Annotated in this window: 24 protein-coding genes; 12 read left to right on the plus strand and 12 right to left on the minus strand. The window is 72.3% G+C overall.

The window, feature by feature from the left end; genetic code table 11:
* Positions 1–35: 35 nt before the first annotated feature.
* Entirely contained in the window at positions 36–2,624 is a 2,589-nt protein-coding gene (locus DEJ02_RS15280) for a LuxR C-terminal-related transcriptional regulator (protein ID WP_111033657.1), read from the plus strand.
* Positions 2,625–2,944: 320 nt separating this feature from the next.
* On the opposite strand, the gene DEJ02_RS15285 is transcribed toward DEJ02_RS15280, so the two are convergent.
* Complete coding sequence (locus DEJ02_RS15285) at positions 2,945–3,316, minus strand: sterol carrier family protein (RefSeq protein WP_111033718.1); 372 nt, start codon at positions 3,314–3,316, stop codon at positions 2,945–2,947.
* Between the two features lie 57 nt (positions 3,317–3,373).
* Between DEJ02_RS15285 and purD the strand changes: the two genes are divergently transcribed.
* Together purD and DEJ02_RS15295 are read left to right on the plus strand one after the other, a co-directional pair.
* A complete protein-coding gene (purD, locus tag DEJ02_RS15290; RefSeq protein WP_111033658.1) occupies positions 3,374–4,642 on the plus strand; it encodes a phosphoribosylamine--glycine ligase in 1,269 nt (422 codons plus the stop codon).
* On the plus strand, positions 4,639–5,508 hold the full coding sequence (locus DEJ02_RS15295; protein WP_111024227.1) for a phosphoribosylaminoimidazolesuccinocarboxamide synthase: 870 nt from the start codon (positions 4,639–4,641) through the stop codon (positions 5,506–5,508). The genes purD and DEJ02_RS15295 overlap by 4 nt, the downstream gene beginning before the upstream one ends.
* A 186-nt stretch (positions 5,509–5,694) precedes the next feature.
* Here DEJ02_RS15295 and DEJ02_RS15300 read toward each other — a convergent pair whose 3' ends face one another.
* Positions 5,695–6,918 (minus strand): PP2C family protein-serine/threonine phosphatase, encoded by a 1,224-nt coding sequence (locus DEJ02_RS15300; RefSeq protein ID WP_181440386.1) that lies wholly within the window; start codon positions 6,916–6,918, stop codon positions 5,695–5,697.
* Between the two features lie 88 nt (positions 6,919–7,006).
* On the opposite strand from DEJ02_RS15300, the gene DEJ02_RS15305 reads away from it, so the two are divergent.
* Complete coding sequence (locus DEJ02_RS15305) at positions 7,007–7,324, plus strand: hypothetical protein (RefSeq protein ID WP_181440387.1); 318 nt, start codon at positions 7,007–7,009, stop codon at positions 7,322–7,324.
* A 38-nt stretch (positions 7,325–7,362) separates the two neighbouring features.
* Here DEJ02_RS15305 and DEJ02_RS15310 read toward each other — a convergent pair whose 3' ends face one another.
* The gene (locus DEJ02_RS15310) at positions 7,363–8,982 is read right to left on the minus strand and encodes an MFS transporter (RefSeq protein ID WP_181440388.1); all 1,620 of its coding nucleotides are present in this window, start codon (positions 8,980–8,982) and stop codon (positions 7,363–7,365) included.
* 81 nt (positions 8,983–9,063) lie between these two features.
* A complete protein-coding gene (locus DEJ02_RS15315; protein ID WP_111033662.1) occupies positions 9,064–9,795 on the minus strand; it encodes an alpha/beta fold hydrolase in 732 nt (243 codons plus the stop codon).
* 283 nt (positions 9,796–10,078) lie between these two features.
* On the opposite strand from DEJ02_RS15315, the gene DEJ02_RS15320 reads away from it, so the two are divergent.
* Positions 10,079–10,618 carry a hypothetical protein gene (locus DEJ02_RS15320; RefSeq protein ID WP_111033663.1) on the plus strand — a complete coding sequence of 180 codons (540 nt, stop codon included), beginning with the start codon at positions 10,079–10,081 and terminating at the stop codon, positions 10,616–10,618.
* Positions 10,619–10,669: 51 nt separating this feature from the next.
* On the opposite strand, the gene DEJ02_RS15325 is transcribed toward DEJ02_RS15320, so the two are convergent.
* The 4 genes from DEJ02_RS15325 to DEJ02_RS15340 are packed head-to-tail and all read right to left on the minus strand — an operon-like array spanning position 10,670 to position 13,600.
* Positions 10,670–11,527, minus strand: a complete 858-nt coding sequence (locus DEJ02_RS15325; RefSeq protein WP_111024233.1) for a helix-turn-helix domain-containing protein — start codon at positions 11,525–11,527, stop codon at positions 10,670–10,672.
* Between the two features lie 38 nt (positions 11,528–11,565).
* Positions 11,566–12,405, minus strand: coding sequence for a helix-turn-helix transcriptional regulator (locus DEJ02_RS15330; RefSeq protein WP_111033664.1), 840 nt, complete (start codon positions 12,403–12,405; stop codon positions 11,566–11,568).
* Positions 12,381–13,028, minus strand: a complete 648-nt coding sequence (gene lepB, locus DEJ02_RS15335) for a signal peptidase I (RefSeq protein ID WP_111033665.1) — start codon at positions 13,026–13,028, stop codon at positions 12,381–12,383. Before lepB ends, DEJ02_RS15330 begins: the two co-directional genes overlap by 25 nt.
* Positions 13,025–13,600 (minus strand): hypothetical protein, encoded by a 576-nt coding sequence (locus tag DEJ02_RS15340; protein ID WP_128781582.1) that lies wholly within the window; start codon positions 13,598–13,600, stop codon positions 13,025–13,027. The genes lepB and DEJ02_RS15340 overlap by 4 nt, the downstream gene beginning before the upstream one ends.
* Before the next feature lie 127 nt (positions 13,601–13,727).
* On the opposite strand from DEJ02_RS15340, the gene DEJ02_RS15345 reads away from it, so the two are divergent.
* The 3 genes from DEJ02_RS15345 to DEJ02_RS15355 all read left to right on the plus strand — a co-directional run bounded on the left by DEJ02_RS15345 (position 13,728) and on the right by DEJ02_RS15355 (position 16,130).
* On the plus strand, positions 13,728–14,513 hold the full coding sequence (locus tag DEJ02_RS15345) for an SDR family oxidoreductase (protein WP_111033666.1): 786 nt from the start codon (positions 13,728–13,730) through the stop codon (positions 14,511–14,513).
* A 69-nt stretch (positions 14,514–14,582) separates the two neighbouring features.
* Complete coding sequence (locus DEJ02_RS15350; RefSeq protein WP_111033667.1) at positions 14,583–15,452, plus strand: VOC family protein; 870 nt, start codon at positions 14,583–14,585, stop codon at positions 15,450–15,452.
* 111 nt (positions 15,453–15,563) lie between these two features.
* The gene (locus DEJ02_RS15355; RefSeq protein ID WP_071405850.1) at positions 15,564–16,130 is read left to right on the plus strand and encodes a GNAT family N-acetyltransferase; all 567 of its coding nucleotides are present in this window, start codon (positions 15,564–15,566) and stop codon (positions 16,128–16,130) included.
* Positions 16,131–16,206: 76 nt separating this feature from the next.
* On the opposite strand, the gene DEJ02_RS15360 is transcribed toward DEJ02_RS15355, so the two are convergent.
* Both DEJ02_RS15360 and DEJ02_RS15365 read right to left on the minus strand, forming a co-directional pair.
* Positions 16,207–17,724 (minus strand): catalase, encoded by a 1,518-nt coding sequence (locus DEJ02_RS15360; protein ID WP_111033669.1) that lies wholly within the window; start codon positions 17,722–17,724, stop codon positions 16,207–16,209.
* 95 nt (positions 17,725–17,819) lie between these two features.
* Complete coding sequence (locus tag DEJ02_RS15365) at positions 17,820–18,326, minus strand: Fur family transcriptional regulator (RefSeq protein WP_258378754.1); 507 nt, start codon at positions 18,324–18,326, stop codon at positions 17,820–17,822.
* 169 nt (positions 18,327–18,495) lie between these two features.
* Between DEJ02_RS15365 and DEJ02_RS15370 the strand changes: the two genes are divergently transcribed.
* Both DEJ02_RS15370 and DEJ02_RS15375 read left to right on the plus strand, forming a co-directional pair.
* On the plus strand, positions 18,496–19,809 hold the full coding sequence (locus DEJ02_RS15370) for an acyltransferase (RefSeq protein WP_111033670.1): 1,314 nt from the start codon (positions 18,496–18,498) through the stop codon (positions 19,807–19,809).
* Between the two features lie 166 nt (positions 19,810–19,975).
* Positions 19,976–20,797 (plus strand): cytochrome c oxidase assembly protein, encoded by an 822-nt coding sequence (locus DEJ02_RS15375; RefSeq protein ID WP_111033671.1) that lies wholly within the window; start codon positions 19,976–19,978, stop codon positions 20,795–20,797.
* Positions 20,798–20,904: 107 nt separating this feature from the next.
* Here the strand turns inward: DEJ02_RS15375 and DEJ02_RS15380 are convergent, their stop codons facing one another.
* Both DEJ02_RS15380 and DEJ02_RS15385 read right to left on the minus strand, forming a co-directional pair.
* Positions 20,905–22,449 carry a DHA2 family efflux MFS transporter permease subunit gene (locus tag DEJ02_RS15380; RefSeq protein WP_111033672.1) on the minus strand — a complete coding sequence of 515 codons (1,545 nt, stop codon included), beginning with the start codon at positions 22,447–22,449 and terminating at the stop codon, positions 20,905–20,907.
* The gene (locus DEJ02_RS15385; protein WP_181440389.1) at positions 22,446–23,054 is read right to left on the minus strand and encodes a PadR family transcriptional regulator; all 609 of its coding nucleotides are present in this window, start codon (positions 23,052–23,054) and stop codon (positions 22,446–22,448) included. Before DEJ02_RS15385 ends, DEJ02_RS15380 begins: the two co-directional genes overlap by 4 nt.
* 178 nt (positions 23,055–23,232) lie before the next feature.
* Here DEJ02_RS15385 and purS point away from each other — a divergent pair, with 178 nt between their 5' ends.
* Positions 23,233–23,484: a phosphoribosylformylglycinamidine synthase subunit PurS gene (purS, locus tag DEJ02_RS15390; RefSeq protein WP_017886272.1), complete on the plus strand. Its 252-nt coding sequence runs from the start codon at positions 23,233–23,235 to the stop codon at positions 23,482–23,484.
* Between the two features lie 5 nt (positions 23,485–23,489).
* Complete coding sequence (gene purQ / locus DEJ02_RS15395) at positions 23,490–24,185, plus strand: phosphoribosylformylglycinamidine synthase subunit PurQ (RefSeq protein WP_111033720.1); 696 nt, start codon at positions 23,490–23,492, stop codon at positions 24,183–24,185.
* Positions 24,186–24,196: the final 11 nt, after the last annotated feature.

The following is a 24,196-nucleotide window of genomic DNA, read 5'->3' on the forward strand; positions in this document are numbered from 1 at the left end:
ACTGGTCGGTATCCCAAGCGGAGGAGGTGTGTCGGATGCGTGAACGAACCGCACCCGCCCGCCGACGCCGACCGGCCGTCCCCGCCCGCGTGGCCTGGCCCGTCGCGCAGCGCGCGGAAGAGGACCGCGCCGTCGCCGTCGTCGCCGAGCACCGGTGGAGCGTCGCGCTCGTCGGTGCCCCCGGCATCGGCAAGAGCACCGCCGCGGCCCGAGTCACCGATCGCGTCGCCGGTCGCGACGGCACCGGCCGCACGGTCGTCGTGCCGATCACGGCGGTCGCCGCGAGCCGGTCGATGCCCTTCGGCGCCGTCGCCGAGCGCTTCGGCGAGCTGCCGGCGTCCATCTCGGAGCTGTCCGACGACACCGGCGCCGAGCAGCGCTTCCGTGCGATCGAGGACCTCGTCGACCGCGACGTCCTGCTCCGCGTCGACGACGCCGACCACCTCGACGCGATCTCCGCGCGGTACGTCGCCTGGCTGGTCCGTCGGCAGGGTGCTCGGCTCGTCCTGACCTGCCGCGACTTCACGGCGCTCCCCGAGCCGCTCCGCGCGCTGTGGCAGGACGACCTGCTCGAGCGCATCGACCTGCAGCCCCTGGCGCTGCACGAGACCGCGGCGCTCGTGGCCGAGGCGCTGGGCTCGCCGCTCGAGAACGCCTCGGCCGAGCGCGTCCACCGCGCCACCGCGGGCAACCCGCTGTACCTGCGCGAGGTGGTCCGTGCGGCGCGGGTCTCCGGCGCCCTCGACCACACCGCGACCGGGTGGTACTGGCGCGGGCGCGTGACCGCGTCGGACAGCCTCGCGGACATGTACCGCACCGAGCTCGGGTCGCTGCCGGAGGACCTGCGCGACGTCGTCGACATCGTCGCCCTCGCCGACCCGATCCCGCTCGCTCGCCTGCTCGGCCTGGTGACCGGCGGGGACGTCGACCGGGTCGTCGCGCTCGGTCTGGTCCGCATCGACTCGCTCGACGACGGCGCCGCGGTCGTCCGGCCGTCGCACCCGCTCGTCGGCGAGGTCATCCGCACCCTGGTGCCGGTGGCCCGGCGAACGGCACTCTTCGCGCGCGCCAACGCCTTCCGCACCGACCGGCCCGAGGGCGCACCGCCCGCCGCACGCCTGCGTGCCGCACTGTGGTCGCTCGAGTGCGGGGTCCTCCCGTCGGTCGACCAGCTGCTCGACGCGGCGCAGGTCGCCGTGCGGCTGCAGGAGCACGAGAGCGGGATCGCCCTGGCCTCGGCAGCGCTCCGCACGACGCTCACCCCCACCGAACAGGTCGCGGCGCACTGCCTCCGCTCGCTGGCGTACTCGTACTCGGACGGCCGAGAAGCCGGCCGCGCCGACGCCGAAGCCGCCTGGGGCGTGGCGAAGCGGCACGTCGGCGACGTCACCGACGAGGCCGTCATCGAAGCGTGCGAGACCCTGGCGAACATCCGCCAGTTCCACGACGACGACGTCACGGCGGCGGTCGCCCTGACCGATGCCGCCACGCGCCTGGTCGTGTCCGACGAGGCTGTCGAACGGCTGCGGCTGCTGCGGATGGCGCACCAGGGCTGGGGCGGGGACTTCGCCGAGGTCCGGGCCGAGATCGAGCGCAGCGGCATCGTGGACGCCCCGACGATGCCGATGTCGTTCCTCGCCGTCGCCCCCTGCGCCGTGATGGCGTTGGCGACCGCCGGCCGGCTGGACGACGCGTCCGCGCTCGGTCACCGCGCCCTGGCCACCGCGGTGGCGCACGTCGAGGCAGCGCCCTGGAGCGTCGGCGAGAACTCCTCCGTCCTGCACCAGGTGCAGATGTGGCGCGGCGACCTGGACGACCTGATCATCGAGGTACCCGCGGGGCGTTCCAGCCCCTACCTGAAGTACGACTTCACGCTCGAGCTCATCGGCCAGGGCAACCTGGCGCTCGCACAGCGCCGCTGGGACGACGCCGTCGCCGCGTTCTCGGCGGCGTGCGAGCGGTACGACATCGCCGACCACGGCGGGTTCGCGGCCTACCCCTGGGCGCGGCTGGCCCTGGCGCTCGCGTACGGCGGACGCCCGGAAGCAGCCGCCAGCGCGCTCGAACGTGCCCGGACCACCCCGCAGCGGGCGATGCGCATCACCGGCGAGCAGGTCGCCGTGTCGATCGCCTGGACCGAGGCCGTGCTCGGCAACCCGGCCGGACTGCAGCACGCCGACGAGATCATCGAGCGCAGCACGGCGAACGGCTCGTGGACGCACGTGATGTACGGGTACGCCCTGCACCACGCGGTCGGCATGGCACAGGGACGCGACTCGACCGGCTCGCTCGAGCGGATGCGCGAGGCCGCCACTCGCGTCGACGGACCGCTCGCGGCCGCGGTGGTCGAGTACGCCGACGCCGTGCGCGCCGGCGACCGCACGCGGGTGATCGCGGCGCAGGGATTGCTCGCAGCACATGGCATCTCCGTGACCGCGGGGCACTCGAAACCGCCGCTGACGAAGCGCGAGTACGAGGTCGCCGAACTCGCCGCGCAGGGGCTGAGCAACCGGCGGATCGCGGAGTCCCTCGGGCTCTCGACGCGGACGATCGACGCGCATCTGTCCCGTGTCTTCGCGAAGTGGGACCTGCACGCGCGGTCGGAGCTCAGCGAGCTGCTCTGAGCTGCTCGGTACTCGGCACGGCCGGTTCCGCGTTCCGCGTCGGCTGTCGCGCACGCAAGAACGTTGCGGATTGCAGCACGACGCGCCGCCACGATTGACACGTTGTGTGGAACATCGCGTACCTTGGTGCCTGTCGCCGGGTTCGGACCCGTTCGGGTCGGGTCCGAATCCCGGCGACTTCAAGCTTAGGAACCCGGTCGATGTGGGCGCATCGGTAGGCACTACCTAATTCGCGCGGGAGTTCTCCGCAGGCGCTTTCGCCGCGGCGGCTCGGTGCTGGCGGATCGGTGCCGGTGGCTCGGTGCCGGCGGCTCGCAGGGTCAGGCGCCGGAGGCGGGCAGCCGGACCGGCAGGAACGCCGTCAGGTCGGCGCGGGAGCCCGAGGCGCTGACGCGTGACTGCGCGACCGCTTCGGCCCAGGTCAGCTCGCCGGACGCAAGGGCGAGCCACGTGGTGGCGTCGGTCTCGACGACGTTCGGCGGCGTGCCACGGGTGTGCCGGGGTCCGGGCACGGCCTGGACGGCGGCGAATGGCGGCACCCTCACCTCGACGCTGTTGCCCGGGACCTCGTCCGCCAGGCACTGCAACGTCCACCGAACCGCGGTCGCGACGGCCGGTCGGGCCGTCTCCCCACGACGCACCGCGGCCAGTGCCGCGCGCCCGTCGGCGTCCTCGATCCTCCTGGGTGGCATCTCCACAGGCTAGCCCTCGCATCGCGGGCGGCGAGTCGGGCTGGGTAGGGTGATCGGGTGCGAATCCTCGTCCTCGGTTCCGGTGCCCGCGAGCACGCGATCATCACGGCCCTCCTCGCGGAGCATGCGGGTCACGTCATCACGGCAGCGCCCGGCAACGCCGGCATCGCCGCCGACGTCGAGACCGTCTCCCTCGACCCCACCAACGGTGCACTCGTCGCGGAGTACGCGATCGAGAACGACGTCGAGCTCGTCGTCGTGGGCCCAGAGGCCCCGCTCATCGCCGGCGTGGCCGACCCGGTGCGCACCCGCGGCATCCCCGTGTTCGGGCCGGGCAAGGCCGCCGCGCAGCTCGAGGGCTCGAAGGCGTTCGCCAAGCGGATCATGGGCGAGGCCGGTGTGCCCACGGGGCGTCCGGTCTACGCGGGCACGGCGGACGAAGCCGTCGCCGCGATCGACGAGCTCGGCGCTCCGTACGTGGTCAAGGCGGACGGGCTCGCCGCCGGCAAGGGCGTGCTCGTGACCGACGACCGCCAGGCCGCGATCGACCACGCCACCTACTGGCTCCAGCACGGACACGTCGTGGTCGAGGAGTTCCTCGACGGCGAAGAGGTCTCGTTGTTCTTCCTGAGCGACGGGCACGACGTCCGTGCGCTCAGCCCCGCGCAGGACTACAAGCGCCTGGCCGACGGCGACCTCGGACCGAACACCGGCGGCATGGGCGCGTACTCGCCGCTGCCGTGGCTCGCCGACCGCTGGCCGTCCGAGCAGGCCTTCGTCGACGAGGTCACCGAGCTCGTCGCGCTGCCGACCGTCCGCCGCCTCGAGCACGAGGGCACGCCGTTCGTCGGGCTCCTGTACTGCGGCCTCATCGTCACCGAGCAGGGTGTCCGCGTGATCGAGTTCAACGCGCGCTTCGGTGACCCGGAGACGCAGGTCGTGCTCCCCCGCCTGGCCACGCCGCTCAGCGAACTCCTGCTGGCCGCCGCCACCGGGCAGCTCGGTGCCGTCCCCGCACCCGTGTTCCGCGACGAGGTCGCCGTCACCGTCGTCCTGGCGAGCGCGGGCTACCCGGAGAACCCGCAGACCGGTCGACCGATCACCGGCATCGACGACGCGAACGCCCGCGACGGCGTCTCGGTCGCGCACGCTGCCACCGGTGTCCTCGACGACACGCTCGTCGCCACGGGCGGCCGGGTGCTCAGTGTCGTCGCGACCGGGTCGGACTTCGCCCAGGCCCGTGAGCGTGCCTACGCCGGGCTCGGCGACATCACGCTCGAGGGCGCGCAGTTCCGCACCGACATCGCCGCGAAGGTCGCGAAGTGAGCGCCCCCGCGCCGATCGCCGGCTGGCGGCACGTCTCGTCCGGCAAGGTCCGCGAGCTCTACGTGCCCGAGGGCACCGCCGACCTGGCGAGTGCGTCCGAGCTGCTGCTCGTCGCCTCGGACCGGGTCAGCGCGTACGACTTCGCGCTCGAGCCGCCGATCCCGGGCAAGGGCGAGCTGCTGACCCGCCTGTCGCGGTTCTGGTTCACCCAGCTGAGCGACGTCCCGAACCACATCATCGGTCCGTCCTCCGGTGGCACCCCCGTGCCGGCCGAGGTCGAGGCACGGTCGATGCACGTCATGCCGCTCACGATGTTCCCCGTCGAGTGCGTCGTGCGCGGGTACCTGGTCGGCAGCGGCTGGGCCGAGTACCAGGAGACCGGCAGCGTGTGCGGTGTCGCGCTCCCCGCGGGGCTGTCCAACGGTGACCGCCTGCCGGAGCCGATCTACACGCCGGCGTACAAGGCGGCCCAGGGCGAGCACGACGAGAACATCTCGTACGAGCAGACCGTCGACCTGGTCGGTGCCGAGACCGCGGCCACGCTGCGCGAGCTCTCGCTGCACGTCTACACCGAGGCCGCGGCCATCGCGCTCGAGCGGGACGTCGTCATCGCGGACACCAAGTTCGAGTTCGGGCAGGACGCCACCGGCCGGATCCGCATCGCCGACGAGGTCCTGACGAGCGACTCGAGCCGCTACTGGGACGCCCGCTCCGCCGACCGCACCGACTCGTTCGACAAGCAGATCGTGCGGGACTGGCTCAGCGCGCACTGGGACCGCCAGGGCACGCCGCCGGTGCTCCCGGACGAGATCGTCGAGCGCACGGCTGCGCGCTACGCCGAGCTGATCGAGCGCCTCGGCGCCTGACGCCGCGCCCGGCGGGTGCGGCCCGAACGGTCACGACACCCCGCTCACGTCCGTCGAACGGTCACGAACCGTCGCCCGAGGCCCCGCCAACCGACGGTTCGTGACCACTCGGCGGCGGACGCACGACACGTCGCGACCCCTCGCCGCGCGCGCCGGCCGACGAGCCAGCCGACAGTTCTCGACCGCTCAGGCCTCGAGCGCGCCGAGCGCCTCGCGCGCCACGACGACGATGGTCAGGTCGTCGCCCGGGTCGTGTTCGGCGACGCGTGCGCGCACCCGCTGCAGGAACGTCTCGACGTCCGGGGACTCCCGGTACAGCGACCCGAGCTCCGACAGCGCCGCGAGCGTGGAGTCCCAGAGCTCGAGCGCGCCGTCGGTCACGACGATGAGCACGTCACCGGGACGGAGCACGAGCGACCCGGCCGCGCGGGGCATCCCGGCGGGGTGCAGCCCGATCGGCAGGTCCGACGACCGCAGGATCCGCTCGGCACCGTCGTCACGGAGCTGCAGCACGAGCCCGTGGCCGGCGTCGGCGAAGTCGAGTCGCCCGGTGGACGGGGTCAGCCGGCCGTGGAACATCGTCGCGAAGGACTCGGCACGGCTGAGCTCGGGGGCGACCTGCGCCTCGAGTTCGGCGACGGCGGTGCCCGGGTCCTGGTCGCCGCGGGCGAGCAGGCCTCCGCGGATGTTCGCGGCGAGGAGCCCGGCGGACATCCCCTTGCCCATGACGTCGGACACGGTCAGGTGGATCGAGTCCTCGCCGGAGCGGTGCCAGTCGTGGAAGTCACCGGAGACGAGCCCGTGCGGGATCGACATCCCCGTGATCCGGTACCCGGGAACCTGTACCTCGGTCGGCTGCAGGCCGTTGAGCACGGTGCGCAGGCGGTCCTCGTCGGCTCCGGCGAGCAGTTCGCGCTCCGCCCAGATACCGAGTTCCTGCAGCAGTTCGAGTTCGTCGGCGTCGAGGGTGCGCGGCTCGGGGTCGATCAGGCAGAGGGTGCCGACCTTCAGGTCGTCGTCGCCGGCACGGAGCCCGACACCGGCGTAGAACCGGACGTTGGGGTCGCCGAGCACCATCGGCAGGTCCGCGTACCGCGCGTCCTCGCGGGCATCCGGGACGACCACGGGGCCCTGCTCGCCCAGGGTCCGTCCGCAGAAGGTGTCCTGCAGCGGGATGACCGGCCCGAAGGCGGCGTCACTCTGCTGCGACTTGATCGTCAGCGTGGTCTCGCCGGCCAGGTTGAGGAACGAGCCGGAGACCCCGAGGGCCTCGCGCGCGATGCGGGTGATCCGTTCGAACCGTTCCTCGACGCCACCGTCGACCACGTCGAGTGCCGCGATCAGGGCCGCTCGGCGGACGGCATCGGCCCCGGTCGGCGCGGGCACGGACATCGCGGTTTCCGGCTGCATGCTCCCACGGTAACGCGCTGAACGGACAGGGCCTGGCCCCAGTCCGGAGGGCGCAAGTGGTCGGGCGCGGCGGCGTACCCTGGTCGTCGTGCTCCGAGTCGTCCCCGCAACCGTCCTCGGCATGGCCGCGCTCCTGGCCCTCGCCGGCTGTGGCGCCCACGACTCCACCGGCCAGGTGTCGGTCACGGTGTCGTCGAACGCCGCCGACCACCCCTACGAGGTCAAGGTGTTCGCCTCGACCGGCAAGCTCTCCGAGCACCAGCGGGTGTTCCCGGGCGGCACGGCCGACTTCGCGGGCGTTCCCCTCGGCAAGGTCACGGTCCGCGCCGGCGACCTCTGCCCACAGACGACCAAGGTGTCCGACGGCACGGTCGCGACGGTGACCCTCACCACGACCGGCTGCTGACACCACCCGCCACCACGACCGGCCGCTGACCCCACCCGTCACCCCGACGACGGGGCGCCGACCCCCTCCGCGACCAGGTGCTCCACCCGCGGCTCACCCGCGACCTCGCGCACCGCCTGCAGGGTCCGCGCGTCGTCCCCGGTCTGCCGGACCTCGTGCTGGTCGACGTGCTCCTGCCACGACCCCACTCGGAACGCCTCGACCCAGGCGTCCGGCCCGGTCGCTGCGTCGCGGTAGAGGTTCCAGTCACGGGCACCGGTCCGCCGGCGGCTCCGCCCGAGCCGCTCGGCGCGCGCCCGGAACTCGTCGACCGCGTCCGCCGGGACCGTCCAGTGCAGCAGCACGAGGGTCTCCCCCGTCGCCGCGCCGTGGTCGTCCGCCACGAACACCTCGTCCCCGAACGGCATCGGCGTCACGGCGCGCTGCCGGTCGGTGAGCACCGGGAACCCGGACACGAGCAGCACTGCGGCGCTGAGCGCGGTGAGGACGCCGGCCCCGGCGAGCACCCCCGTCACCCCGAGCGGCGTGGCGACCGCACCGGCGAGCGCCGCACCGATCGCGGTGCAGCCGAACAGCACGAGCTGGTAGGCGGCGAGCCCGCGGGTCCGGACCCAGGCGGGCAGGAACGCCTGCACGGTGCCGTTCAGCGTCGTCACCACGGCGATCCAGGCCACCCCGCCGACCAGCAGCGCGACGAGTACGACCGCCAGCACGGGGACGAGCGCGACGACCGTGGTGCAGATGCCGAACACCACCGAGGCGATGCCGACCGTGCGGCCGATGCCGAGCCGCGCACGGACCGCCGGCATCAGGAACGCCCCGCCGACGGACCCGATGCCGACGGCGGCGAGCAGCAGTCCGTACCCGCCGGAGGACAGGCCGAGCGAGCCGTCGGCGACGAGCGGCAGGAGTGCCCACAGCGCGTTCGCGGGCACCATGAAGACGGCGAGCTGCACGAGCAGCCGGCGGACGACCGCCGCGTGCAGGACGTACCGCAGCCCGGCGCGGGTGGCGTCGATGAACGGTTCGGCCCGCGTCTCGGGGCGCTGGTAGCCGCGCCAGGCGACGAGCACCACCAGGAAGAGCGCGAACGACAGCGCGTTGGCAGCGAACACGAACGGCACGCCGAGCTGCGCGATCACCACCCCGGCGAGCGCCGGTCCGATCGCCCGGGCGACGTTGACGCCGACGGAGCTGAGCGCCGCAGCGTCGGTGATCGCGGCGCGCGGCACGATCTCGGGCACGAGCGCCTGGTACGCGGGCAGCTGGAGCGCCGAGGCGGTCCCGAGCAGGAACGTGACGGTGAGCAGGAGCGCCGGGGTCATGTCGCCGGTCGCGGTGAGCACGGTCATCACGACGCCGACGACCACCTGGAACGCCTGCACCCCGATGAGCAGCCGCCGCCGGTCGACGAACTCGCCGATCACCCCGGCGGGGATCCCGACGAGCAGCACCGGCAGGCTCGACGCGGTCTGCACGAGGGCGACGACGACGGGTGCGGCGTGCTCGTCGACGAGCAGCCACTGCGCGCCGACGGTCTGCATCCAGCTGCCGATGTTGCTCACCAGCACCGCGATCCACAGGGCGCGGAAGACCGGGATCGCGAGCGGCGCCAGGGCGCCGCCGCGGGGTGCTGGGGTGGTGCGTTCCGTGGTCACGTCGCCTCCTGGGGTGGGACGGGGACATCCTGGAGGCGCGGTGTGCGCCGGGCGCACGCCGCGCCTCCAGGGATTGTCGGGTCAGGCGGCGGCGTCGTTCGCGCTGGTCGCGGCGACGGCGCGCTCGATGACGTCGGCGACGTCCTTCGGGTGGGTCTGCATGACCAGGTGCGGGGCGGCGAGCTCGGTCACGTCGGTGATGCCGGCGCGGGAGTAGCCGAAGCGCTCCACCTCGGGGTTGATGGTGTGGTCGTCGGACGAGACGATCGCCCACGCGGGGGTGGTCTTCCACGCGGCGGCGGAGGCCGGCTCGCCGAAGGCGGCACCGGACAGCGGGCGCTGCGAGACGGCGAGCACCTCGGCGACGCGCGGGTCGACCCCGGCGGCGAAGACCTGCGGGAACGCGTCGATCGCGACGGAGACGTCGGTGCCGTCCTCGCCGCCGGCGACCGGGTACGGCGTGTAGACCAGGTTCGCGGCGAGGTCGGAGTCGGGGAACCCGCCCTGCAGATGCCCGAGGCTCTCGCCGACCTCGAGCACGTAGCCGGAGACGTAGACGAGTCCGACGACGTTCTCGGCCTCGCCGGCGACGGTGATCACGGCCCCGCCGTACGAGTGCCCGGCGAGGACGACCGGCCCGTCGACGTGCTCGGCGACGGCGCGGATCGAGGCCGCGTCCTCTGCGAGGCTGCGGTTGTAGACCGGCGGGACGAGGACGGTGTGGCCGCGGTCGAGCAGCTCACGGGTGACGGGTGCCCAGCTGGCGGAGTCGGCGAACGCGCCGTGGACGAGGACGATGGTCGGTGCAGCCATGTGCGGGTCTCCTTCGTGACGAACGTCTGGGGTGGTGCGGGGACCCGGGGGTCCCGGCGTCGTCACGCTAGGGCTGGGGGTGCTGCGTCGTCGTGTCCCTGTCGTTGCCCGTCACCCCCGACGACAGCGCGTGCCGGCGGCCCCGGGTGCTGCGCACGGTGCTCTCCGACGGTCGGACACACCGTGCCGGGGTCCCCCTGCGGGGCGGGAGCTCCGCGACGGGGTCCCCGCCGGGGCCCCCTTCTCTCCCCTGCTCCACGGCGCGGCCGGTTAGCGTGATCGCATGGAACACGAGGACGGCACGACGACGACGTCGGCCCAGGACTTCGTGGACGCGCTCGCCGAACCGGTCGTGGTCTTCGACCGCCACCTGGACGTCGTGGCGGCGAACCGGCTCGCCGGTGCCCTGTCCGCGTCCCTCACCGTCGGTACGAACCTGGCGCGGTTCACCTTCCTGAACCCCTGGGTCGAGGACTCGGTGGACGGCTGGGAGGCCGAGGCGCACCGCACCGCCGCGATGCTCCGGGACTCGTTGAACGAGCACGACGCCGACGACCGGTTCCAGGAACTCCTGGGCGAGCTGATGGCGCGGAGCACGACGTTCGCGACCGAGTGGGCCGGCGGAGCGGTGCGGCCGGCGCGACGCGGGGAGTCGGCGTTCGAGAACCCGCTGGTGGGCCGGATCGACCTGCGGTGGGAGCAGCTGCGTCGGCTGGAGGACCCCGAGCAAGTGCTCGTGGTGTGGACGGCAGCGGACGAGGAGTCCGCCGCTCGGCTCACGACGCTCCGGGGGCTGCTCGACGAGGGCGAGACGACCGCCTGACCGGCGAGCCCGGCCACGACGGCGAGCGCAACGACCGCGACGACCGCTCGGCTACCCCACCGCGGTCTCGCCCGCGACCGGTTCCCGGCGCGCGGTGCCCTGCTGCACCTGCGCGGCGAGGTACGCGACGGCCGCGGCTGCGGGGGTGCCGGGGTCAGCCCAGAAGGTGACGAGCACGTGGGAGCTGCCCGGGATCGCGAGGTTCTGCCAGCGGAACTCGACCCACCCGATCGGGTCGATCCAGTGCCGCGAGACCCCGGTGCGCTGCACGGCGACGTCGTGCCGCGCCCAGATGCGGGCGAAGTCCGGGTCCTGCAGGGTCAGGGTGCCGACGATCTCCTGCAGCCGCGGGTCCTCGGGTTCGGCGTGCAGCCGGAGCGCGGCGACGACCCGGTGCGCGGTGCGGTCCCATTCGGCCGCGTGCTGCCGGGACGCCTCGGAGAACATCTGCAGGACGAGGTTCGCGCCCGGCTCCATGTAGCCGGGGCCGAGGGCGCTCGCCAGGGCGTTGGACAGGATGATGTCCTGGTTGCGGTCCATCACGAACGCCGGGGTGTGCGACCACTGCGCCAGGAGCGACCGGACCGAGTCGTCGAGCCCCGGTGGCACGACCCCCTCCGGGCGGCGGCGTTCGGCATGTGCGAGGCGGCGCAGGTAGTCGACCGCCTCGTGGTCGAGCCGCAGGGCCCGGCCGAGCGCCACGAGCACCTGGTCGGACGGCTGGTGATCGCGGCCGCGTTCGAGCCGCAGGTAGTACTCGGGGCTGATGCCCGCGAGCCGCGCGACCTCTTCACGGCGCAGGCCGTCCACTCGTCGTCCGGGCTCGCGAGTGAGGCCGACGTCCTCGGGCTGGACGAGTGCCCGACGGGCGCGGAGGTACTGCCCCAGTTCGGACCGTCGCGCATCCACGCGAGCAGGATAGCCGGAATCCGCAAAGAACGCGAGAACTACCGTTCTCTGGGTGTGCCGCTCCGCGCGATGGTCTGGTGCGGCGGCTCCCCGAACCGCTCCCGGTAGTACGCCGCGAACCGCCCCAGGTGGGTGAACCGCCACCGCCGCGCGACCTCGCTGACGAGCAGCGCGCGGGAACCCGGCCGCCCCAGCTCCAGGTGCACCCGGTCGAGCCGGACCTCGCGCAGGTACTGCATGGGCGTGACGCCGAGTCGACGGCGGAACAGGTCCTGCAGGCCGCGCTCGCTCAGGTCGCAGGCCGCTGCGACGTCGGCCACCGTCAGCGTCCGGTCGGCATGGTCGTGCACGAAGCCGATCGCGCGCCGCATCCGGTCCGCCACGTCCGATCGCGACCGGGCGAAGGTCGACAGGACGACGGTCGCGATCCGCCGGTTCAGGGCCGCGCGGTCGGCGGCGGGCAGGGCCGGGTCGAGGATGCGCCCGGAGGCTTCGCGCAGCAGTGCCCGCAACGGTTCGAGTGCGGGATCGGCCGCGTCCGGCTGCCCGAACACCGAGGACTCCCCCGTGTCGCCGAGCAGCGACGGCGACAGGTGCAGGAGCGTCGTGGCGGTCGCGTCGGTCTCGAACCCGTACGCGACGGACGCCGAGAGCATCATCGGGCGCTCGGCACCGACCTCCCAGTGCTCGCCGTCGTCGGCGGTCAGGCTCGCCCGGCCGTCGGCGAGCCAGAACACGACGTGGTCGGGGCGCGGACCGATGGTCCCCGACCGCTTGCCCGGTGTCGCGATCCGGTGGATCGACAGGTCCTCGTCCCCGCCGGTCTCGTAGCGGAAGCCCTCGTCGTCCGCGGTCACGGCGTCGGGACCCGGTCCCACTCGTCGCCGTACCGGGACAGCACCGACCACCGCGAGATCGGCCACGTGGTCACGAAGGCCCGCCCCACGACGTCGTCGACCGGCACGGTGCCGTGCACGCGCGAGTCGGCGGAGTCGTACCGGTTGTCGCCCATCACCCAGATGCGCCCCTTCGGCACGGTGATCTCGAAGTCCTTCCCGGCGACACGGTCCGACCCGCGTTCGAGCACGACGTAGGGCTCGTCCACCGCGTGCCCGTTCACCGACAGGCGGCCCCGGGCGTCGCAGCACGACACCGTGTCGCCCGGCAGGCCGATGACCCGCTTGATCAGGTCGTCGCCCTGGCCCATGCCGAGCCAGCCGCCCGGGTCCTGGAACACCACGACATCACCGCGCTGCAGCGGGACGACCCCGGGCACGAGCTCGTTGACGAGCACCCGGTCCCCGATGAGCAGCGTGTTCTGCATCGAGCCCGAGGGGATGGAGAACGCGCGGACCAGGTACGCCTTGACCAGGAACGACGCCAGCAGCGCCACGACGACGATGATGACGAGGTCGCGCAGGAACCGCAGCCCGCCGCGCTTCGGCTCGTCCTCGGCCGATGGCTCCGAGTGGGGTCCGGCGTGTGCGTGCGTGTCACTCAATGCGTCAGCACCACCTTGACGAGACCGATCACGAACGCCACCGCGGCCAGCACGATGCCGCCCCACAGCCCGAGGAACGTGGGCTGCTTCCCGCTGAACCGCTGCATGAACACGCCCACCAGCCCGATGCGCACCACCAGGATCACGGTCGCCGCGATCTGCGCCCACTCGGCCGGCAGCCACCCGATCCAGGCCGCCGCGTAGAGGACTGCCGGGATCAGGCCGGAGGTCGCGATCGGGTTGGCGTTCCGGACGATCGTCGCGACCGAGTCGCGGCGCGCAGCGCGGTCCGCAGCGGACTCCTCGCCGTCGTCGCCGAGCCCGTGCGCGACCAGGTGCGCGAGCACGTGCGCCAGGTACGTCAGCACCGCGGTCGCCAGGACGGTCGCCACCGCGGCGCCGTGGTGAATCTGCTCCGGGTTCACCGCGATCGCGACGGCGAGCACCGTGATGTTGCCGTAGATGTACGACGACATCCGGTCACGGACGTGCTCGAGCGGCAGGTCGCGGGGGTCCGGGCGACCGCCGCGGGGTCCGCGCCCCGGTCGGGAGGGCCGTCGTGTGCGTGGCATCCGTCCATCTTGGCCCCCGCGGTCGGCCGTCCGCCGACAGGACACCGTGTGCGATGGTCACACGGGTGGCCGGTTCCGGCAGACTGGGTGCCGATCGGTGCGACGGAGCGCCGGACAGGAGGCACGCATGACGTCCGCACGACCCCTCGCCCTGGTGACCGGGGTGGGCCGCAGAGCCGGCATCGGCGCAGCGCTCGCCACCCGCCTGGCGACCGACGGCTGGGACCTCGCCATCTCGTGGTGGGGACCCTACGACGACCGCGTGAGCGGCGGGGCGGACCCGGACGGGGTCGAGTCGGTGGTGCAGGAGTGCGAGGCGGCGGGAGCACGCGTGACGCGCCTCCCGGTCGACCTGGAGGACCCGGAACAGGCGGCCGCGCTCGTCGGCCGCGCCGAGACGGAAGCCGGCGCGACGGTCACCGCCCTCGTCATGTCGCACTGCGAGTCCGTCGACTCCGACTTCCGCACCACGACCGTCGAGTCGTGGGACCGCCACTTCGCCGTGAACGCCCGCGCACCGTTCCTGCTCGTGCAGGCCTACGCGGCCGGGCTCGAGCGCGCCGGTGACGCCGCACCGCGCGACCGACGCCGGATCGTCGCCCTGACGAGCGACCACATCGCGTACAACCTGCCGTACGGGGCGTCGAAGGGCGCGCTCGACCGGATCGTGTTCGGCGCCGCGAAGGAGCTCGGGAGCCTCGGCGTCAGTGCCAACGTGGTGAACCCGGGCCCGAACGACACCGGCTGGATGTCCGACGAGGTCAAGGGCTGGGCCGTCGAGGGCACCCCACTCGGCCGGCTCGGACGCCCGTCGGACACCGCCGCGCTCGTCGGGTTCCTCTGCTCGGAGCAGGGCGCGTGGGTGAACGGGCAGCTGTTGAAGTCGGACGGCGGGATCTCGAACAGCGCCTAGGACACCCCATTCGGTTGACGCGTCATCGAATTGGTTGACGCGTCAACCAAACGGGCACACACTGGGTGCATGCAAACGCACGAACTGCTCGCCGCCGACACCGGGATGGGCGCCGTCACGCTCCGCGTCGCCGACCTCGACACGATGATCCGGTACTACCGCGACGGCGTGCGGCTGTCGCTGCTCTCCCACGACGGCGGCGTCGCCGTGCTCGGCCGGGGCAGCACGCCGATCGTGGTCCTCGAGCACGCCCCCGCGATGCGGCACGCCGGACCCCGCGAGGCCGGGCTGTTCCACACGGCGATCCTGTTCGACACCCGTGCCGACCTGGCCGCCGCGCTCTACTCGGTCGCCACGCAGTACCCGGCGGGCTTCACCGGCAGCGCCGACCACCTGGTGAGCAACGCGTTCTACTTCACCGACCCCGAGGGCAACGGCGTCGAGCTGTACTGGGACCGCGACCGCACCGAGTGGTCGTGGACGCACGGCATGGTCGACATGGACACGAAGTACGTCGACCCGAACGCGTTCCTGCAGTCCCACCTGACGCAGGACGCCCTGGACACCGCCGCGGCACGCCCGGGCAAGGTCGGCCACGTGCACCTGTCCGTCGGCGACGTCGACGCCGCGCGCTCCTTCTACGTGGACACCCTCGGCTTCGAGACCACCGCCGGCTTCGGCGAGGCGCTGTTCGTCAGCGCCGGCGGCTACCACCACCACATGGCCATGAACACGTGGAACTCCCGCGGCGCCGGGCGTCGACAGCTCGCGCTCGGCCTGGGGCTCGTGCGCATCGAGGTCCCCGCGGCCGACGACCTCGGCGCCCTGACCGAACGCATGCGGCACGGCGGCGTCGAGCTCGCCGACGACGGCCGGACAGTCGCGTTCGACGACCCCTGGGCGAACCGCATCGAGGTGACCACGCCCGGTCGCGGCTGACACGTCGCGGCACTTCGCGCTGACCGACACCCCACGCGCGCCCGGACCCGCGAGGTGTCGCCCAGCGCGAAACCTCCCCACACCGGCCGCCGGACCGTGCAGGATGGACCCGTGACTGACGACATCCGGTGGGAGGTGGTCGAGGAGAGCACGCTGTCGCTCCCCGACCACGAAGCGATCGCAGCGCTGCTCGGGCAGGCCTTCCCCGACTGGTCGCACTGGTACGTGGGCGGCCGGAGCTGGTCCGGCATGCAGCCGGAACGCCGGGTGCTCGCGCACGACGCCGACGGGGTCGTCCTGGCCCACGTCGGCATCCGCCGCATGTACATCTCCGTCGGCGGCGAAGACGTCCTGGTCGGCGACACCGGCCTGGTCGCCGTGTCGCCCCGACTGCAGGGCACCGGCGTCGGCCGTGAGCTGATGACCCGGACCGCGGCGGTCCTCGAGGGACTCCGCGTGCCCTTCGGGTTCCTCGGCGCGGGCGAGGACCGGATCCCCTTCTACGCGAAGCTCGGCTGGCACGAGTTCCCCGAGGCTGTCGGCACCTTCTCGGCGTTCACCGCCGAGGGCGCGGGCGTCAGCAACACCGAGCAGGGCGGCTGGATGGCGCTGCCGGTGGCAGCGCAGCTCGAGGACTGGCCCGCTGGCCCGATCTGGCTCAACGGCCAGCAGGTCTAGACGCAACGACCAACGGACGGGAGGCCCGGTACCAGCTGGTACCGGGCCTCCCGTCCGTCAGGTCGTGCAGCGGGGCTTACGCCTCGACCGCGACCTTCTCCGGGTCCTCGTTGGAGCCCGGCGCGCTCGGCGCGACCGCGGCGCGCACGCGCGCACCCAGCTCGGCGTCGACGTTCGTCCAGTAGGCGAACACACGCTCGCGCAGGTCGTCGCGCGTCACCTTCGAGACGTGGCCGGCGATGTTGCCGACCAGGCGCTCACGGGCGGCGTCGTCCAGGACCTCGCGGACGAGCGTGCCGGCCTGGCCGAAGTCGTCGTCCTCCGGGTGCAGGGTCGCGGCGGAACGCTGCAGCGCACCGTCGGACTCCCAGCCCGGGGCGTCGTCGGTCGCGTTCGGGTCGGCGTGCGCACCGCCGAGCGAGTTCGGCGCGTACACCGGCACCTCGGACTTCTGGAAGTCGAAGCGCATGCCGCCGTCCTTCGAGTACGAGTGGACCTCGTTCTTCGGGGCGTTCACCGGCAGCTGCGCGTGGTTCGTGCCGACGCGGTACCGGTGGGCGTCCGCGTAGCTGAAGATGCGCGCCAGGAGCATCTTGTCGGGGCTCGCCGCGATGCCGGGCACGAAGTTCGAGGGGGCGAAGGTCGCCTGCTCGATCTGCGCGAAGTAGTTCTCCGGGTTGCGGTTGAGTTCCATCGTGCCGACCTCGATGAGCGGGTAGTCCGCGTGCGGCCACACCTTCGTCAGGTCGAACGGGTTGAAGCGGTAGGTCGCGGCGTCCTCGTAGGGCATGACCTGCACCTTGAGGGTCCAGCGCGGGAAGTCCTGACGCTCGATCGCGGCGTGCAGGTCACGGATGTGGAAGTCCGCGTCCTCACCGGCGATCCGGTCGGCGTCCTCCTGCGTCAGGGTCTTGTGGCCCTGCTCGGTGATGAAGTGGTACTTCACCCAGAAGCGCTCGCCCTCGGCGTTGATCCACTGGTAGGTGTGCGAGCCAAAGCCGTCCATCTCGCGCCAGCTCGCCGGCAGACCGCGGTCGCCCATCAGCCACGTGACCTGGTGCGCCGACTCGGGCGACAGGGTCCAGAAGTCCCACTGCATGTCGTGGTCACGCAGGTGCGAACCCGGCAGGCGCTTCTGCGAGCGGATGAAGTCGGGGAACTTGATGCCGTCGCGGATGAAGAACACCGGGGTGTTGTTGCCGACGAGGTCGTAGTTGCCCTCTTCGGTGTAGAACTTCAGCGCGAAGCCGCGGGGGTCGCGCCAGGTGTCCGGGGAGCCCTGCTCGCCAGCGACGGAGGAGAAGCGGGCCAGCATCTCGGTCTGCTTGCCCGGCTGCAGGAACGCGGCACGGGTGAAGCGCGAGACGTCCTGCGTGACGGTGAAGGTACCGAAGGCGCCGCCGCCCTTGGCGTGCACGACCCGCTCCGGGACGCGCTCGCGGTTGAACTGGGCGAGCTTCTCGACCAGGTAGTGGTCGTGCAGCGCGAGGGGGCCGTCGGCCCCGACGCCCATCGAGTGCTCGTCGCTCGAGACGGGTGCGCCGCTGTTGGTCGTGGTGGTCGGGGTGCCGGTCGGCGTGTTCTGGTCGGACACGGTTCCTCCTGGAGGTGGGACGTTGGTTCGGTCAGGGGTGCTCGGGTGGTTCGGGGTCCGGCGCGTCGTGCGGCCGGTGCGGTGGGCGGTCGCCGTCAGGCGGGCGTGGGGGCGCCGGGCGCCTGCGCGCTCGCGCCGGGCGCGTCTGGGTGGTCGCGCTCCGCGTCGTCGTGTTCCGTGTCGTCGCGCTCCGCCGCTGCGCAGCGCTCGCAGATGCCCCAGTAGGTGACCTCGGCGGTGGTGACCGCGAAGCCGTGGGTCTCGGACGGTGTCAGGCAGGGCGAGTGGCCGACCGCACAGTCGACGTCCTCGATCGCGCCGCACAGGGTGCAGACGATGTGGTGGTGGTTGTCACCGGTGCGGCGCTCGTAGCGCGCGGGGCTGCCGGCCGGTTCGATGCGGCGGACGAGCCCGACGCCGGTCAGGGCGTTCAGCACGCCGTAGACGGCCTGGTGACTGGTGGTCGGCAGCTCCACGGCGAGCGCGGTGACGATGTCGTCCGCGGTGGCGTGCGGCATCGAGTCGGTCGCTCGGAGCACCGCGAGTCGCGGGGTCGTGACCCGGAGCCCCGAGGAACGGAGCAGATCGGCGTCGGCGTCCATGCTGAGCCTTTCTTTTGCAGGAATCAAGACAACGCGTTCACTGTACACGAGCTTCTGCTGCCGACCAGCGAGGTGACGCATGCCGCCACCGGAATACGAAGTGTCACGATCCGGTCGCGATCAGCTGGGACGACACTGGACCGACCGTTCCGCACGCTAACGTCCGGACATGTCCACGAGCCAGGGTCTGCCTGAACAGGCGAACAGCACCGCGGACGTCCGGGGGATCATCGCGAAGCGGGACCTGGTCGTCGACCTCATCCGGACGGCCTGCGTCGTCCTCGTCGTCATCGTGCACGTCACGATGGTCGGCGTCGCCGCCGATGACCAGGGGGTGCGGGTCACGAGCCCGCTGCAGGAACTCCCCTGGTACGTCGCTGCCACCTGGGTCGGGCAGGTGATGCCGCTGTTCTTCGTGGTCGGCGGGTTCGCGAGTGCCGTCGGCTGGCGCAGCACCGTCGCCCGTGGTGCGCCGAGCCCCGCCCGCGACTACCTGGCCACCCGCCTGGTGCGGCTGTTCCGGCCCGCGGTGCCGCTCTTCGTGTTCCTCGCGCTCGGGCTCGGGGTCGCGACGGCCGCGGGCACGCCGCCGGAGCTGCTGGCCGAGGTCGCGTTCGGCATCGGGTCGCCGCTCTGGTTCCTGGCCGCCTACGGCATCACCCAGTGCTGCGTCCCCGTGATGATGCGCCTGCACGAGCGAGCACCCTGGGCCACCCTCGCCGTGCTGCTCGTGCTCGCCGCGGTGGTCGACGCCGTCCGCCTGGCCACCGGGGTCGCCGAGGTCGGGCTGCTCAACCTGGGACCGGTGTGGCTCTTCGCGCAGCAGCTCGGCTTCCTCTGGGCCGACGGCTGGTTCGCTCGCCGGTCGAAGGTGCTCCTGCTGGCCATCGCCGTCGCCGCGTACGCCGTGCTCGTGCCGATGACCTCGGTCGGGCTCTGGGCGCCGGACATGCTGCAGGACCTCAACCCGCCGATGCTCCCGCTGGCGTTCCTGGCGATCGCACAGGCCTGCCTGGTCCAGCTCGTGCACGCGCCGCTCACCCGGCTGATGCGCACCCGTGCCGCGCTCGGGGCCGTGTTCGTGCTCGGCCGCGACGGCATGACGATCTACCTGTGGCACCTGCCGCTGTTCATCGCGCTGAACGGCATCGCCCTGCTCGTCTGGGTGCCGTTCCCGGCGCCTGGCTCCGGCCCGTGGTGGGCGTCCCGGATCGTCGCGCTGGTCGTGGTGCTCGCCGTCGCCCTCGGGGTGGCACGTGCCCTGCGCTGGTTCGACCGGCCGCTCCCCCGCCTGCTGCCGTCGGCGGACCGTCCGGCCTGGCCGGTCGTCGCCGTCGCGGCCCTCTGCACCATCGGCCCGGCGTTCCTCGTGATGCAGCTGCACCTGTCGTTCGGTGTCGCGCTCGTCGGAGCCGTGGCCGTTCCGGTGGGCGTCTGGCTGCTGTCGCGGACCGTCCCGGCACGCGGAGTCGCCCGGATCTGAACCGGTTCTCACCGTCCCGGGGGCACGCCGGACCCCCGGCGCACCCCGGGCGGACGGAGGATGGCTCCGGCGGAACGACGGACGAGTCCGCCTGATCCCCAGGAGGCTCCCCACGCCGTCGACACCCGAGTTCTGGAGCACCTGGCGGTTCGACCCCCTGGCGGCGGTGCTCCTCGTCGTCGCCGCGCTCGCCTACGGCCGCTGGGTCGTCGGAGCGGTCCGACGAGGTGCCCGGTGGCCGTGGTGGCGCACGCTCGCCTTCGTCACGGCGCTCGTGCTGTTCGGCGTCCTGCAGTTCGGCATCGTCGGCGTCGACGACGAGCGGTTGCGCTGGGCGTTCGTCCTGCGCGCCGCCCTGCTGTTCTTCGCGGTCCCCACCTTCGCCGCGCTCGGTGCGCCCGCCGCACTGCTCCGGATCGGAGGCCCGGCTCGCCTGGCGCAGGCCGCCGACGCCGTCATGGGGTCACGTCCGGTGCGTCTGCTCGGCAACGCGATCGTCGCCCCGCTGGTCGCGCTGGCGCTGTTCGCCGTCCTGCTCACCCCGTTCTCGAGCGTGATCCGGGAGTCCCCCGTCTGGGCCGCCGTCATCACCGTGACCGTGCCGGCGCTCGGGTTCGGCCTGCTCGCCCCGCTGTCCGAGGTCGGTGTGCTCGTCTCGTCGACGTTCGCCACGGCCGAGTTCCTGCTCGCGTTCGTCGAGCTCGTCATCGACGCGGTGCCCGGCATCGTGCTGCGGATCACGAACCACGTGCTCGACGGGTCCCTCGTGCCCGTGGTCGGGCGGGCCTGGTACCCGTCGCCCCTGCAGGACCAGCACCTGGCGGGCGACCTGCTGTGGTTCATCGCCGAGGTGGCGGACATCCCCGTGCTCGTCGCCCTGTTCATCCGGTGGCAGCGGACCGACCGCCGCGAGGCCCGGGACGTCGACGCCCTGACCGACGAGCAGATGGACGAGCTCACCCGAGCGCACCTGCAGCGCCGCAGTTGACGGGCGGGGTGCGCGTCGGGCGCGCGCTGCGCAGCACTTCGTGAGCAGCAATGGTCGGGTGCCCGAAGGCGACCCGACCATTCCTGTTCACGAAGTGCGCTCGTGCCCTACTTCGACGGGGCCCCCGCGGGCTCGGCGTCGGGCTGCGTGGTGACCGAGCCGGTCTGCTGCCACGCGACGGTCTGCTTCGGCTTCGCCAGGAACAGTGCCGCGACGATGGCCACGATCAGCACGATCGCCGGGAGGTAGAGCGACTCACCCATGGCCTTAGAGAACGGCTCGAGCAGGAAGCCCGGCAGCGCGCCGACCTGCTGCTCCGCGCCACCGGCCGTGGCTCCACCGGACGACGCCGGGAAGTTCGCGGTGATCCGGGCCTCCATCAGGGCGGCGATACCGGCGGAACCGAGCACCGCACCGATCTGGCGGGTGGTGTTGTAGACGCCCGAGCCGGCACCGGCCAGCTTCGGCGGCAGGTTGCGCGTCGCCGAGACGGACAGCGGTCCCCACATGCAGGCGTTGGCGAGACCGAGGAGGGCGCTCGGCAGGAGCACCCAGCCCCACTCGGCACCGCTCGACAGCAGGGCGCCGAACCAGAACAGGCCGACGGAGAAGCAGGCGAGCCCGAACGAGGCGACCCAGCGCGGGTTCCAGCGGTTCAGGTTCTTGCCGACGATCGGCGCGAGTGCGGCGGACAGCACGGCCTGCGGCACGAGGAGCAGTGCGGCCTGGGTCGGCGAGAAGCGCAGGACGTCCTGGGCCCACAGCATGATCGGCAGCGCGAACGAGGCGATCGCGACACCGACGGCCGTGATGGCGACGTTGGCCAGCGTGAAGTTGCGGTCCTTGAACAGGCCGAGCGGCAGCAGCGGCTCACCCTTCTGCACGCCCTGCCAGACGACGAAGCCGGCGAGCACCACGAGACCGACGATGATGAGCGACCACACCGAGATCGGGCCGGCGATGACGCCCCAGTCGTAGGTCTCGCCCTCCTGGATGCCGAAGACGAGCAGGAACAGGCCCGCTGCCGACAGGAAGATGCCGAGGTAGTCGAAGCGGTGTCCGTGCCGCTCGAACGACGGCACGAAGCGCTGCGCGAGCACGAAGGCCACGACACCGACGGGGACGTTCACGAAGAAGATCCACTCCCAGCCGAAGCCGTCGACCAGCAGGCCGCCGACGATCGGGCCGACGAGCGACGCGACACCGGCGACGGCGCCCCAGAGGCCCATGGCCGCGCCGCGGTTCTGCGGCGGGAAGATGCGCGTGATGACCGACATGGTCTGCGGGCTCATCATCGCGGCGCCGAGGCCCTGCACGACGCGGGCGACGATCAGCACCTCGATCGAGCCGGCCAGGCCGCACCACAGGCTGGCGAGCGTGAAGACCACGAGGCCGATCTGGTACATGACCTTCGGGCCGAAGCGGTCACCGAGCCGGCCGGTGATGAGCAGCGGCACGGCGTAGGCGAGCAGGTAGGCGCTCGTCACCCAGATCACGGAGTTGATGTCCGCGTCGAGCTCCTGGGCGATGGTGGGGGTGGCGACCGACACGATGGTCGAGTCGACGAGGATCATGAAGAACCCGACGACGAGTGCCCACAGGGCAGGCCACGGCTTCTTCTCGGTCGTCCGCGGAGGCGTGACGGTGGTCATCGAGTGGTTTCCTTGCTGTTCGTGGTGGTGTCTGCGGACGCGACGGAGGCGTCCCAGGAGATGTGGCCGGCGGCGATCCGGTCGGCCGTGGCGGCGAGCCACTCGATCTGCGTCGTGAGCATGGCACGCACGTACGACACGTCGAGCCAGTACCGCTCGGGCAGGTCCTTCGCTCGGACGATCCCGAGGATCTCGTCCGCCTCGTCGCGCTGGGCCTGGAGTGCGGTGACCCGCGCACGGAGGGCGGACTCGGCCTCGTCGACCGACAGGTTCTCGATCTCGGCGACGGCCAGGTGGAAGACGGGGTACTCCTCGGCCGGTTCGGCGATCAGCCGGACGAGCCCGTCGTGCAGCGCCGTCCACCCGTCGTCCGTGATGGCGTAGGTGGTGCGTTCCGGACGGTTGCCCGCCCGGTCGGTCCCGACGACCTCGGCGAGGCCGAGCTCCACCAGGCGGCCGACCTGGTGGTACAGGGTGCCGGGCCGGACCTTGACGTTCCGGCCGTCCCGTCGGTGCGTCATCGTCTGGAACATCTCGTAGGGATGCGTCGGCCCCTCGGCCAGGAGCCCGAGCGCGGCGAACGCGAGTGGCGTGAGCGACGGCACACGTGCCTCCAGTCCGCTTGTTCGTTGTTGACTATTCGAAGTGGAATATACGTGTTGGAACAGACATGAGCAACCGCACAGCACGGGCCGGTCTGGAGGCCCGTGGCCGTCCCGGCGTGTCGCGCGCGCCCCGTAGACTGGTCGCGTCCCCCCACCCCTGAAGTGCTGGAGAGAACACGTGCCAACGATCGTCGTCGAGGTCATGCCCAAGGCCGAGATCCTCGACCCCCAGGGGAAGGCCGTGGGCAACGCCCTGGCCCGCCTCGGCAAGGCCGACCTGACCAACGTCCGCATCGGCAAGCGCTTCGAGGTGACCGTCGACGGCCCCGTCGACGACGCCAAGCTCGCCGAGGTCCGCGACATCGCAGCCGACGTCTTCTCGAACGCGGTCATCGAGGACGTCGTGTCCGTGACCGTCGAAGGCCAGTGACCCGGATGCGCATCGGCGTCATCACGTTCCCCGGCTCGCTCGACGACCGCGACGCCCAGCGCGCCGTCCGTCTCGCCGGCGCCGACCCCATCGCCCTGTGGCACGGCGACCACGACCTGCAGGGCGTCGACGCCATCGTGCTGCCCGGTGGGTTCTCGTACGGCGACTACCTGCGTGCCGGTGCGATCGCCGCGAAGGCCCCGATCATGGCCGAGGTCATCGACGCCGCCGGCAAGGGCATGCCCGTGCTCGGCATCTGCAACGGGTTCCAGATGCTGGCCGAGGCCCGTCTGGTCCCCGGGGCACACACCCGCAACGCGCACCAGCAGTTCATCCGCCGCGACCAGAAGCTCCGCGTCGAGACCACCGCGACCGCCTGGACCTCCGGCTTCAGCGCCCAGCAGGAGATCACCATCCCGCTGAAGAACGCCGACGGCCGCTTCGTCGCGGACGCCGACACCATCAAGCGCATCGAGGACAACGGCCAGGTCGTGTTCCGCTACGTCGGCGTGAACCCGAACGGCTCCATCGACGACATCGCCGGCGTCTCGAACGAGCGCGGCAACGTCGTCGGCCTGATGCCGCACCCCGAGCACGCGACCGAGGCCGGCTTCGGCCCGGACACCCCCGCTGCGATGGCCTCGGGTACCGACGGCCTGACCTTCTTCACCTCCGTGATCGAGCACGCGCTCGTCAAGTGACAGGGAACAAC

The organism is Curtobacterium sp. MCLR17_042, from assembly GCF_003234695.1.
Taxonomy (GTDB): Bacteria; Actinomycetota; Actinomycetes; order Actinomycetales; family Microbacteriaceae; genus Curtobacterium; species Curtobacterium flaccumfaciens.

Coding starts and splice junctions, on each gene's coding strand:
- DEJ02_RS15280 (WP_111033657.1), top strand. CDS start 36: ATGCGTGAACGAACCGCACCCGCCCGCCGACGCCGACCGGCCGTCCCC.
- DEJ02_RS15285 (WP_111033718.1), bottom strand. CDS start 3,316: ATGCCACCCAGGAGGATCGAGGACGCCGACGGGCGCGCGGCACTGGCC.
- DEJ02_RS15300 (WP_181440386.1), bottom strand. CDS start 6,918: ATGCAGCCGGAAACCGCGATGTCCGTGCCCGCGCCGACCGGGGCCGAT.
- DEJ02_RS15315 (WP_111033662.1), bottom strand. CDS start 9,795: ATGGCTGCACCGACCATCGTCCTCGTCCACGGCGCGTTCGCCGACTCC.
- DEJ02_RS15320 (WP_111033663.1), top strand. CDS start 10,079: ATGGAACACGAGGACGGCACGACGACGACGTCGGCCCAGGACTTCGTG.
- DEJ02_RS15340 (WP_128781582.1), bottom strand. CDS start 13,600: ATGCCACGCACACGACGGCCCTCCCGACCGGGGCGCGGACCCCGCGGC.
- DEJ02_RS15345 (WP_111033666.1), top strand. CDS start 13,728: ATGACGTCCGCACGACCCCTCGCCCTGGTGACCGGGGTGGGCCGCAGA.
- DEJ02_RS15350 (WP_111033667.1), top strand. CDS start 14,583: ATGCAAACGCACGAACTGCTCGCCGCCGACACCGGGATGGGCGCCGTC.
- DEJ02_RS15365 (WP_258378754.1), bottom strand. CDS start 18,326: ATGGACGCCGACGCCGATCTGCTCCGTTCCTCGGGGCTCCGGGTCACG.
- DEJ02_RS15370 (WP_111033670.1), top strand. CDS start 18,496: ATGTCCACGAGCCAGGGTCTGCCTGAACAGGCGAACAGCACCGCGGAC.
- DEJ02_RS15380 (WP_111033672.1), bottom strand. CDS start 22,449: ATGACCACCGTCACGCCTCCGCGGACGACCGAGAAGAAGCCGTGGCCT.
- purQ (WP_111033720.1), top strand. CDS start 23,490: ATGCGCATCGGCGTCATCACGTTCCCCGGCTCGCTCGACGACCGCGAC.